This is a genomic window from Duganella violaceipulchra (genome assembly GCF_019166075.1).
Lineage (GTDB): Bacteria > Pseudomonadota > Gammaproteobacteria > Burkholderiales > Burkholderiaceae_D > Rugamonas > Rugamonas violaceipulchra.
Window position 1 is genome coordinate 104,460 of record NZ_JAHTGR010000005.1, and the last position, 12,492, is coordinate 116,951.

Genomic DNA, 12,492 nt, shown 5'->3' on the forward strand with positions numbered 1-12,492 from the left:
AAACGTTTTCCCATTGGCATTTGAACATTGTTTCCAGGCGCGGCGCTCAGGCCGGTTTGCGGCGGCGCGTCGGCTTGGCCGGGGCCGCCAGCGCGGCCAGCGAGGCGCGCAAGGTCATCGTCACCGGATAGCCGCGCGTGACCGGGCGCCGCAGGTCGTAGCAGCTGTTGAGCAGCGCGTTGATGCCGTTCTGCGTCATCTCGCGCCACGGCATGTGCACCGTGGTCAGGCGCGGCGCCGAGAATTCCGCGCTGGGCGTATCGTCGTAGCCGATCACCGACAGCTGGTGCGGCACGCGAATGCCGGCTTCCTGGAAATACGACAGCGCGCCCACCGCCATCTCGTCGTTGGCGCAGAACAGCGCGCTGCACGGGTGCCTGGAGTCCATCAATTCCTTGGCCGCCGACCAGCCGCCGGCCGGCGAAAAGTCGCGTTCGGTCAGCCACAGCTGGCCGGTGTCGACGCCGTTGGCGCGCAGCTCGGCCAGGAAGGCGTCGACCCGCACCACATTGTCCGGCAGGCTGGCCGGGCCGGCCACCACGGCGATCTGACGGTGGCCGTGGTCGAGCAAGGCGCGCGCCGCCATCCGCCCGCCCAGCGTGTGGTCGACCGTGAAGCACTGGCCGGCGATGGTGTCGAAGCTGTGGTTGAGCACCACCATGCGCTCGTGCTTGAAGCGCAGCGCGCCGATGTCTTCCTCCTGCAGCACATTGGTCATCAGGATCAGGCCGTCGCAGCCGCGTTCGATCAGGAAGGCGATGCCCTCGATCGCCTGCTGGCGCGCGCCGCCCAGGCCGGCGCCGAAGGCCACCACCATGTGCAGGCCGGCGGCGCGCAATTCGTTGTCGATGATTTGCAGGATGGGCGTGTAGAAGGTGCCGCTGAGCACCGGGATGTACACGCCTATCATCTGGCTCGAGCCCGACAGCAAGGTGCGCGCCGCGTGCGAAGGCCGGAAGTCCAGCTGCGCGATGGCCGCCCTGACCTTGGCCAGCGTGGCCGGCGACACCGACCCCTTGCCGCTGACCACGCGCGAAGCGGTTCCCAGTCCTACGCCCGCGAGGCGGGCTACGTCTTTGATGGTGGCCACGGCTTGTGCATTTCCCTGATGGTTGAAAAGTGTCTCTTTTTGGAAACGTTCCCAGACATGGTGCACGGCTTGATTTCCTCTGTCAACGAAAACCGGGGCCGGCTTATGCGGCATTGCAAATTGACTTTGAAATTCGTTCGGTGCTATATTTGCCACACGAAATGGAAACCTTTCCAAATCTGGGTGGCGGGAAGTGGCACAGCGAGCTGTTCATAAAAACACAGGAGATAACATGCATTATCCAAAGACACGACAGAAATTAATCAGCCTGGCGGTGGCCAGTGCCTGCGCGGCGGCGGCCGGGCAGACACTGGCGCAGGAAGCATCCGTCAAGGCAGCCGAACCGGAAGTCCAGAGCGTGGTCGTCACCGGCATACGCCAGAGCTTGCTGTCCTCGATGAACCTGAAGCGCAATTCCGACGGCATCGTCGACGGCATCGTGGCCGAGGACATCGGCAAGTTCCCCGACACCAACCTGGCCGAATCGCTGCAGCGCATTTCCGGCGTGTCGATCGACCGCTCGATCGGCGAGGGCTCCAAGATCACCGTGCGCGGCGTCGGCCCCGACTTCAACCTGGTGCTGCTGAACGGCCGCCAGATGCCGACCTCCAACCTGGGCGACCTCAACGGCCGCGCCTTCGACTTCGCCAACCTGGCCTCGGAAGCGATCTCGCAGCTGCAGGTGTACAAGACCAGCCGCGCCGAAACCCCGACCGGCGGCATCGGCGCCACCGTCAACGTGATGACGGCGCGGCCGTTCGACCGTCCCGGCATGCATTCGAGCGTGGGCGTCAAGGGCGTGTACGACAGCACCAACGGCAACCTGCCGGGCGACGTCAAGGCCAGCCGTTCGACCACGCCGGAACTGTCCGGCCTGTATTCGAACACCTTCGACAACAACAAGTTCGGCGTGGCGCTGACCGGCAGCTACCAGGAGCGCAACCTGGGTTACAACACTGCGGCCGTCTCCAATGGCTGGAAGGGCCCGTTCCGCGGCGATGAAAACACCTGGGGCACGATCCCGCAGGATGGCGCGATCAACCGCCCGACCGGCGCCAATCTGTACTCGGTGCCGCAAAACCTGAACTACAACTTCAACGGCGTCAAGCGCCAGCGCACCAACGCCCAGCTGACCCTGCAATACAAGCCGACCGACAAACTGGTCACCACGCTGGACTACACCTACTCCGAAAACAAGATCCAGACCAAGCGCAACGATATCTCGGCCTGGTTCAACTTCGGGAAGTCGACCAGCTCGTGGACCAGCGGCCCCGTCTCCAGCCCGCTGATCTACAAGGAACTCCTCCCACCCGGCAAGGACTCCGGAATCTCGACCTCGGACATCGCCATGGGCGCGGCCGACTTCGCCACCAAGACGCAGAACAAATCGTTGGGCTTCAACGCCGTCTGGAAGCCGACCACCGACCTGCGCTTCGAGCTCGACACCCACCACTCGAGCGCCGAGTCCAAGGCCGACAGCCCCTTCGGTTCGAGCAACACGCTCGGCACGGCCAGCTTCAGCCGCGGCGACACCACGGCCGACTTCAGCCACGATTTTCCGGTGCTGAGCATCGTCGGCGCAGACTTCACCAAGGCGCCACAGCAGGTCACCGGCTCGGTGTTCACCAACGGCTACATGAAGGGCGAGGTCGACCAAACCCAGGTCAAGGGTGCATGGAAGGTGCTGGAAGCGTCCGAGCTGAAATTCGGCGCCGCCTCCTCCGAGGTCAAGAACCGTTCGGCCTTCTCCAACCAGCAGCGCGACACCTGGAGCGGCGCCACCAAGGCGTCCGACTATCCGGCCAGCGTGTTCCATCCGGCGTCGGTGGCGCAGTACTTCGACCATATCGACGGCAGCGGCAGCCCCAACCTGTTCAATCAGTTCTACACCTTCAACTTCGCCCAGGTGCGCCAGCTGGCGTCCGATGCCTCCGGCAAGCCGGCGCTGTACCTGCCGAAGACCACCTTCGACAACGACGCCCGCACCGCCGAGAAATCGAAGTCGGCCTACCTGCAGTTCAACACCGACTGGGACACCAGACTGCCGATCCGCACCTCGATCGGCCTGCGCTACGAAACCACCGACGTCACCTCGACCGCGCTGGTGCCGGCCGCCGTGGGCATCAGCTGGGTCTCGCAGAACGAGTTGCCGATCACCTTCGGCGATCCGACCTTCACCACGCTGACCGGCAAGTACCACAACCTGCTGCCGAGCTTTGACTCCGACATCGAGCTCACCAAGGACCAGAAGCTGCGCCTGAGCCTGGGTGAAACCATCGGCCGTCCGCGCTACGACCAGATCCAGGGCGGCACCACGCTCAACTCGCTGACCCGCGCCGACGGCGGCACCGGCAACCAGGGTAACCCGTCGTTGAAGCCGGTCAAGTCCAAGAACCTGGACCTGTCCTACGAGTGGTACTACGGCAAGCAGAACTTCTTCTCGCTGGGCTACTTCCGCAAGAACCTGGAAAACTACGCCGGCCAGTCGCAGTTCGACGCTACGCCGTTCAACCTGCACACCCCGGTCGGCGGCAAGTACTGGAACGAAGCGCTGGCCAGCGGTTGCGCCGGCGCCGACACCACCTGCATCCGCGACTACATCTTCCGCAATCACAACGGCGCGCCGGGCGTGACGCGCGGCGCCGACACCGGGACAGGCGCCGACACACACACCACCGGCACCATCGTCGGCCAGCCGAGCGATCCGATCGCCAACTTCAAGATCAACTCCTTCTCCAACCAGAAGGCGGCCAGCCTGAACGGCTTGGAGGTGAACTTGCAGCATATGTTCGGCAACAGCGGCTTCGGCGTGTCGACCAACTACACCTACGTGCACTCGGGCCTGAAGTACGACAACGCCAAGCTCGGCGAGCAGTTCGCGCTGGTAGGCCTGTCGAACTCGTCGAACGTGGTCGGCATCTACGAGGACAAGAACTTCACCGCCCGCCTGGCCTACAACTGGCGCGGCGAGTTCCTGTCGTCGACGTTTGACGGCTCCGGCCCGAACCCTCAGTACGTCGAGGCTTACGGCCAGGTCGACATCAGCATCGGCTACAACGTCAACGAGAAGCTGAGCCTGCAGTTCGAGGGCATCAACGTCGGCAACTCGATCCAGCGCACGCACAGCCGTACCCAGCAGCAGCTGGAATCGGTGACGCAGCAGGGTCCGCGTTACATGATCGGCGCGCGCTACAAGTTCTAAGCGGTCGTTGATCGTTCCGGGGCCGCTGCCTGGCAGCGGCCCTTTTCGGTTAGACTTTAAGCCATCTCATCCTCAACACAAGGCGAGCAATATGGTCCGACGCATCGTGATTGTGGGAGGCGGTTCCGCCGGCTGGCTCACGGCCGGGCTGATCGCCGCCGACCACCAGGGCTCGTCCCTGCAGGTCACCCTGATCGAATCACCCGACATCGCGCCCATCGGCGTCGGCGAAGGCACCTGGCCCAGCATGCGCGACACGCTGCGCCGCATCGGCGTGTCCGAGGCCGATTTCCTGCGCGAGTGCGACGCCTCGTTCAAGCAGGGTTCGCGCTTCAACCGCTGGGTGAATGGCGCGGACAACGATTACTACTTCCATCCCTTCGTGCTGCCGCAAGGCTATGGCGAAGTGAACCTGCCGGAGCAATGGCAGGCGCAGCATCCCGACATTCCGTTCGCCGACCTGGTCAGCTATCAGCCGCACCTGTGCGTCAACGGCCGTGCGCCCAAGCAGGTGGTGACGCCGGAATTTTCCTCGGTGGCCAACTACGGCTACCACCTCGACGCCGGCAAGTTCGGCGCCTTCCTGCGCAAACACTGCCTGGAAAAGCTGGGCGTGCACTACGTGCCTGACAACGTCGTCGGCGTCAGCAGCCACGACAACGGCGACATCGCCGCGCTGCAAACACAGGAACACGGCGCGCTTGAAGGCGAACTGTTCATCGACTGCACCGGCATGCAATCGCTGCTGCTGGGCCAACACTACGAGGTGCCCTTCATCTCGCAACAGCATGTGCTGTACAACGACTCGGCGCTGGCGGTGCAGATCCCCTACCCCGACGACAACTATCCGATCGCCTCGCAAACCTCGTCCACCGCGCAAAGCGCCGGCTGGATCTGGGACATCGGCCTGCCGACCCGGCGCGGCGTCGGCCACGTGTATTCCAGCGCCCACATCGGCGACGACCAGGCCGAGGCCGAACTGCGCCGCTACATCGCCGACACCGGCGGCCCGCAAGACATCCCGCAGCCGCGCAAGCTGACCTTCAACCCCGGCTACCGCGCACGCTTCTGGCACCGAAACTGCGTGGCCATCGGCCTGTCGGCCGGCTTCATCGAGCCGCTGGAGGCGTCGGCCCTGGCGCTGGTGGAAATGTCGGCCGCGATGGTCAGCGACGAACTGCCGGCCACGCGCGCGGCGATGGACATCGTCGCCCAACGCTTCAACGAAGCCTTCACCTACCGCTGGGAACGCGTGATCGATTTCCTCAAACTGCACTACGTGCTGAGCCAGCGCCGCGACAGCGACTACTGGCGCGACAACACCGCCGCCATCCCCGACCGGCTGAACGACTTGCTGACCTTGTGGCGCCACCGCGCGCCATCGCGCAACGACTTCAACCGCATCGAGGAAGTGTTCCCGTCGGCCAGCTACCAGTACGTGTTGTACGGCATGGGCTTCCGCAGCGAATTCAGCTACCCACAGCCACGCCAGGCCGCGCTGGCCGACGGCTATTTCCGCGAAGCGGCCGCGCTGACCCGCAAGATGCTGGGCGCGCTGCCGGACAACCGCGAACTGATCAACCACATCAAGCGCCACGGCTTGCAGAAAATCTAGAGAGACCATATGTCGACTACCGTATTGCTCAACAACGTAGACCACAAGGATCTGCGCGTCATCACCCGCCACGGCGCGCAGTTCGGCGAGCGCCAGATGTCGGCCGTCACCTTCCCGTCCGAGTTCCGCGACGTGCAGGCCTGCTACCCGATCGTCTTCCGCAAGACCACGGACGGCCTGGGCTTCGAACCGGTCGCGCTGTTCGGTTTCCAGGACGAGGAAAACCTGTTCCTCAAGGATGAACGCTGGGACGCGCCCTACGTGCCGATGATGATCGAACGCCAGCCCTTCATGATCGGCGTCAACGGCAGCGAGCTGATGGTGCACGTCGATGTCGACAACCCGCGCGTCAGCCGCAGCGAGGGCGAACCAGTGTTCCTGCCGCACGGCGGCAACAGCGAGTTCCTGGAACGGGCCAGCTCGATGCTGCTGGCCATCCACCAGGGCCTGCAGGCGACGCCGGCCCTGCTGGCCGCGCTGCTGCAACACGAGCTGCTGGAAAGCTTCGTGCTCGACGTCGAACTGGACGACGGCTCGCAGAACCGCCTGGTCGGCTTCTACACCATCAACGAGGACCGGCTGTCGGCGCTGGGCGCGGACGCGGTGGCCGCGCTGCACCAGGCCGGGCACCTGCACAGCATCTACATGGTGCTGGCCTCGCTGTCGAACTTCCGCATGCTGATCGACCGCAAGAACGCCGCCCATGGCTGAAGCCCTGCGCGAGATCAGCGGCCTGGGCGTCAACGACCTGGGCGACGACATCCTCAACGCCACCGAACCGCTGGTGCTGCGCGGCCTGGCCGCCAGCTGGCCGATGGTGCGCGCCGCGCTGGCCGGCGAGCGCGGCGGCGATGCCTACCTGCGCAGCCACTACCGCGACGCCACGGTAGGCGCCATGCTGGGGCCGCCGGAAGCGGGCGGCCGCTTCTTCTACAACGCCGACATGAGCGGCTTCAACTTCTATCCGGTGCACGCCAAGCTGACCGCCGTGCTGGACGAGATCGAAGCCAAGCGCCACCATGCCACGCCGGCCACGGTCTATGTCGGCTCGACCACTGTGGAGACCTGCCTGCCCGGCTTCCGCGAACAGAACGACATCCACCTGGGCGGGCGCGACGCGCTGGCCAGCATCTGGATCGGCAACCGCACCCGCATCGCCGCCCACTACGACGTGCCGGACAACCTGGCCGTGGTGGCGGCCGGCCATCGCCGCTTCACCCTGTTTCCGCCGGCGCAGCTGAAGAATTTATACATCGGCCCGCTGGACTTCACGCCGGCCGGCCAGGCCGTCAGCCTGGTGGACCTGCTGAACCCGGACTTCGACAAGTATCCGAAATTCGCCGAGGCGCTGGCGCACGCGCAGACCGCCGAGCTGGGACCGGGCGACGCCATCTTCATCCCCAGCATGTGGTGGCACCACATCGAGGCGCTGGACCCATTCAACGTGCTGGTCAACTACTGGTGGCGCCAGTCGCCCGACTACATGGACACGCCGACCAGCGCGCTGATGCTGGCCTTCCTCACCATGCGCGACCTGCCGGCCGCGCAGCGCAAGGCCTGGCAGGAAATCTTCCGCCACTACATCTTCGAAGCCGACGACAGCACGGCCGCCCATATTCCCGAGTACGCCCGCCATGTGCTGGCGCCGCTCAACGACGAGGCCGCGCGCGTGCTGCGCGCCCAGACACTTAAAAAAATGAACCGCTAAGGAGACACCGATGACCCCACGAGATCCCAATCAACGCCGTCCGGTGCAGCGCGTCGTCATCGCCGGCGGCGGCACGGCCGGCTGGATGGCGGCGGCCGGCATCGCCAAGGTGCTGGGCAAGCGGCTCGACATCAAGCTGATCGAGTCCGACGAGATAGGCACGGTGGGCGTCGGCGAGGCCACGATACCGACGCTGATGAACTTCCATAATCTGCTGGAGATCAACGAACAGGAATTCATGGCCGAGACCCAGGCCACCTTCAAGCTGGGCATCAGCTTCGAGGGCTGGCGCAACGTCAAACAGGACTACATCCACTCCTTCGGCATGACCGGCACCGACCACTGGACCGCCGGCTTCCAGCACTTCTGGCACAAGGGCGTCGAGCGCGGCCTGGCCGGCGACTACGGCGACTACTGCCTGGAGCTGAAGGCGTCGCTGGAGAACCGCTTCGCCCACCTGCCGGACAACGGCATGAACTACGCCTACCACCTGGACGCCAGCCGCTACGCCAAATACCTGCGGCGCCTGAGCGAGCCGCGTGGCGTGCAGCGCATCGAAGGCAAGATCGTGCGCTACACCAGGCACGAGGACAACGGCGACGTGCGCTCGGTGGTGCTGGCGTCGGGCCAGGAGATCGAAGGCGACCTGTTCATCGACTGCACCGGCTTCCGCGGCCTGCTGATCGGCGACGCCATGCAGGAGCCGATGGAGGACTGGTCGCAATGGCTGTTCTGCGACCGCGCCATCGCGGTGCAGACCGAGTCGGTGGGCGACGCCGTGCCGCTGACGCGCTCGATGGCGCACCAGGCCGGCTGGCAGTGGCGCATCCCGCTGCAGCACCGGGTCGGCAACGGCATCGTGTATTCGAGCCGCCACCTGGACGACGACGCGGCGATGCGGCAGCTGATGGCCAATATCGAAGGCAAGCCGCTGGTCACGCCGCGCGTGATCCAGTTCAAGCCCTGCCAGCGCAAGCACACGTGGAAGGGCAATGTGGTGGCGATCGGCCTGGCCAGCGGCTTCCTGGAGCCGATCGAATCGACCAGCATCCACCTGATCCAGCGCGCCGTGGTGCGGCTGATGCAGACCTTCCCCACCGACGGCATCAGCCAGGCCGACATCGACGAGTACAACCACCAGTGCAACAGCGAGATCGAGCACATCCGCGATTTCATCATCTTGCACTACCATGTCAACAACCGCACCGACTCGCCGTTCTGGACCGAGGCGCGCGAGATGGGCATCCCCGCCTCGCTGCAACACCGCATCGACCTGTTCCGCGAAACCGGCCGCGTGTTCCGCGTGCCGAACGAGCTGTTCGCGGAGAACTCGTGGATCCAGGTGATGCTGGGCCAGGGCATCATGCCGCGCTCGCACCACCAGACCGCCGACCTGATGGGCGATGCCGAGCTCAAGCATTTTCTCGGCAGCATCAAGTCGCGGGTGGACCGCATCGTGGTGCAGTTGCCGACCCATCAGGCCTATGTGGAACGCTACTGCGGCCGGGCGGAATCGGCCAAGGCCGCCTGAACGTCAGACCAGCGCCAGCGACGCCACCTTCGGGTGGCTTTTTTTCGCCTGTCCACGCCCAACAACACTCCGCTGAATATTTATCTTTTCCACATTTTTTAGGTAGTAATATTACAAACCCATCCAGTCCGCAGACGATTGGAGGCAGAAACCTATAAAACACGGAGACCAGCATGAAACTGCATTGTAGTTTAGTTTCACATCTGAAATTAATCACGGCCACGGGCGTACTCGCCCTGCTGGCCGCCTGCGGAGGCAGCGACAGCGCCAGCAGCGCCGCCCCGAGCGCCAAACTACTGGGCGGCATGATGCTGGCGAGCGCGGCGCCGCCGCCGGCCCCGGCCAACATCCGCATGCACTTCCACCGCGCCGCCGGCGACGCCGGCCAGTGGGGCGTGTACTCGTGGGACGGCCCGGTCAACCCCAGTCCCGGCTGGATCAGCGGCCGCTTCATGATGACCCAGAGCGACGACTTCGGCGGCTACGTCGACATCCCCGTCAACACCGCCAAGTCGGCGATCTGGTTCCTGGTGACCGACGGCAGCGGCAACAAGAATTGCGGCAACGACCAGTCGGCCAACTTCAGCCCCGACATCGCCAGCAACGGCCAGGAAGTGTGGATGCTGGAAGGCGACTGCAGCGTCTACAGCGCGCCGCCGGCCATCAGCTACGGCAACCTCAACAACGCCAGCGCGCACTGGCTGTCGGCCTCGACCCTGGCGTGGCCGGGCGCTGCCGCCGGCGGCACCTACCGGCTGTACTACGCCGCCAATGGCGGCCTGGGCTCCAGCAGCGCCGGCGTCACCGGCGCCGACGGCAGCATCGCGCTCAGCACCGGCGCCTTGCCGGCGGCCTTGCAGCAAAAGTATCCGCACCTGGCCGGCGCCACCGCGCTGACCATGGCGGACGCCGACGCGGCCGGCATCGCGGCCAAGGCCAGCGGCCAGTTCGCCGTCGCCCAGCTGGATGCCAACGGCAAGCTGGTGCAAGTGACCTCGCTGCAGATGAGCGGCATGCTCGACAGCGTGTTCGCCCCGGCCGCCGCCAGCGCCACCCTGGGCCTGAGCTACGACCGCAACGGCGCGCCGACCTTCCGCGTGTGGGCGCCGACCGCCAAGTCGGTCAGCCTCAAGCTGTACCCGGACGCCACCAGCGCCAGCACGCAGACGCGCGCCATGCGCCGCGACGCCGCCAGCGGCGTGTGGAGCTACAGCGCGCCGGACGCCAGCTGGGTCAACCGCTACTACTACACCTACCAGGTGCAGGTGCTGTCGCGCTGGGCCGGCAACACGCTGGTCGACAACAGCGTCACCGATCCGTATTCCTTCAGCCTGAACGCCAACAGCCAGCGCAGCTTCGTCGCCAACCTGGACAGCGCCGCGCTCAAGCCGGACGGCTGGGACCATCATCCGGTGCCGCGCCTGGACGGCCCGACCGACATCGCCCTGTACGAGCTGCACATCCGCGACTTCAGCGCCAGCGACGCCAGCGTGCCGGCCGCGCACCGCGGCAAATACCTGGCCTTCACCGACCAGGACTCGGACGGCATGCGCCACCTGCGCCTGATGCAGAAATCCGGCCTGACCCACATCCACCTGCTGCCGTCGTTCGACTACGCCAGCGTCAACGAAGCCGGCTGCAGCACGCCGACCATCCCCAACGCGGCCGCCGATTCGACCGCGCAGCAGGCGGCGGTGGAAGCCACGCGCGGCGGCGACTGCTTCAACTGGGGCTACGATCCGGTGCACTACACGGCGCCGGAAGGCAGCTACTCCACCAACGCCAACGACGGCGCGGTGCGCGTGCGCGAGTTCCGCGCCATGGTGCAGGGCCTGCACAAGCAAGGCCTGCGGGTGACGATGGACGTGGTGTACAACCACACCAGCGCTTCGCAGCAGGGTCCGCTGTCGGTGCTCGACAAGATCGTGCCGGCCTACTACTACCGCCTCAACGCCGGCGGCGGCATCACCAACGACAGCTGCTGCGCCGACACCGCGTCCGAGAACGCCATGATGGCCAAGCTGATGATCGACTCGGTCAGCACCTGGGCGCGCGACTACCGGGTCGACAGCTTCCGCTTCGACATCATGGGCTTCACGCCGCTGGCGGTGATGCAGCGGCTGCAGACGGCCGTCAACCACGCGGCCGGGCGCGACATCTACCTGTACGGCGAAGCCTGGAACTTCGGCACCGTCGGCAACGACGCCCGCTTCGTGCAGGCGCGCCAGGCCAATATGTTCGGCAGCGGCATCGGCTCGTTCAACGACCGCATCCGCGACACCGTGCGCGGCGGCGGCTGCTGCGACAGCGGCTCCAGCCTGATCAGCCAGCAAGGTTTCATCAACGGCGCCTACACCGATCCGAACGCGCAATCGACGCAGACCAGGGACGACTTGCTGCGCCTGGGTGACCTGGTCAAGGTGGGCCTGTCGGGCACGCTGCGCGACTACAGCTTCGTCGACCGCACCGGCACCTTGCGCAAGAACTCGCAGATCGACTACTTCGGCCAGCAGGCGGGCTTCGCCGCCAACCCGGCCGAGACCATCAACTACGTCGAGGCGCACGACAACCAGACTTTGTACGACCTGAACGCCTACAAGCTGCCGCTCGGCACCAGCATGGCCGACCGCGTCAAGGTGCAGACGCTGGGCGCGGCCATCAACGTGCTGGCGCAGGGCGTGCCCTTGCTGCACGCCGGCCAGGAAATGCTGCGCTCGAAGTCGATGGACCGCGACAGCTACGACGCCGGCGACTGGTTCAACAAGCTCGACTACAGCTACCAGTCGAACAACTTCGGCGTCGGCCTGCCGATGGCCGGCGTCAACCAGGGCAACTGGCCGCTGATGGCGCCGCTGCTGGCCAATCCGCTGCTCAAGGCCGGCAACGTCGCCATCGTCAGCGCGCGCGACGCCGTCAACGACTTGCTGGCGATCCGCCAGGACAGCAGCCTGTTCCGCTTGCGCACGGCGCAAGACGTGTCGGAGCGGCTGCGCTTTCATAACACCGGGCCGCAGCAGGTGCCGGGGCTGATCGTCATGAGCATCGACGGCCAGCATCCAAGCCGCTACGACGGCGCCCGCTACAAGCTGGTGGTGGCGCTGTTCAACGTCGACAAGGTGGGCCAGACCGTCACCGTGCCGGAGCTGGCGGGCCACAAGCTGAGCGTGCACCGCATCCAGCTGAACGCCGACGGCGGGCGCAACGCGCACGTGGGCAACTACGTCAGCGCCAGCGGCAAGTTCAGCGTCGCCGCGCGCACGGCCGTGGTGTTCGTGGAGGAGGCCGGCAACAACTAAGCCGGACGGCGCGTGGGTTTTGGTGAGTTTCCGCAGCAACAAAAATGTTA

The 12,492-nt window shown here is 65.6% G+C and carries 7 protein-coding genes; 6 read left to right on the forward strand and 1 reads right to left on the reverse strand.

The features are described from left to right. Positions 1-46: 46 nt before the first annotated feature. Positions 47-1,090 carry a LacI family DNA-binding transcriptional regulator gene (locus KVP70_RS11350; protein ID WP_217942284.1) on the reverse strand — a complete coding sequence of 348 codons (1,044 nt, stop codon included), beginning with the start codon at positions 1,088-1,090 and terminating at the stop codon, positions 47-49. A 232-nt stretch (positions 1,091-1,322) separates the two neighbouring features. Between KVP70_RS11350 and KVP70_RS11355 the strand changes: the two genes are divergently transcribed. From KVP70_RS11355 to KVP70_RS11380, 6 genes are all read left to right on the forward strand, one after another. After that, complete coding sequence (locus tag KVP70_RS11355) at positions 1,323-4,292, forward strand: TonB-dependent receptor (protein ID WP_217942286.1); 2,970 nt, start codon at positions 1,323-1,325, stop codon at positions 4,290-4,292. Between the two features lie 91 nt (positions 4,293-4,383). Then, positions 4,384-5,907, forward strand: a complete 1,524-nt coding sequence (locus KVP70_RS11360; RefSeq protein ID WP_217942288.1) for a tryptophan halogenase family protein — start codon at positions 4,384-4,386, stop codon at positions 5,905-5,907. A 9-nt stretch (positions 5,908-5,916) separates the two neighbouring features. Beyond that, the gene (locus KVP70_RS11365) at positions 5,917-6,618 is read left to right on the forward strand and encodes a SapC family protein (RefSeq protein WP_217942289.1); all 702 of its coding nucleotides are present in this window, start codon (positions 5,917-5,919) and stop codon (positions 6,616-6,618) included. Further along, positions 6,611-7,615, forward strand: a complete 1,005-nt coding sequence (locus tag KVP70_RS11370; RefSeq protein ID WP_217942291.1) for a cupin-like domain-containing protein — start codon at positions 6,611-6,613, stop codon at positions 7,613-7,615. Before KVP70_RS11365 ends, KVP70_RS11370 begins: the two co-directional genes overlap by 8 nt. A gap of 10 nt (positions 7,616-7,625) precedes the next feature. Beyond that, complete coding sequence (locus KVP70_RS11375) at positions 7,626-9,146, forward strand: tryptophan halogenase family protein (RefSeq protein ID WP_217942293.1); 1,521 nt, start codon at positions 7,626-7,628, stop codon at positions 9,144-9,146. 173 nt (positions 9,147-9,319) lie between these two features. Then, a complete protein-coding gene (locus KVP70_RS11380) occupies positions 9,320-12,442 on the forward strand; it encodes an alpha-1,6-glucosidase domain-containing protein (protein WP_217942294.1) in 3,123 nt (1,040 codons plus the stop codon). Positions 12,443-12,492 lie beyond the last annotated feature (50 nt).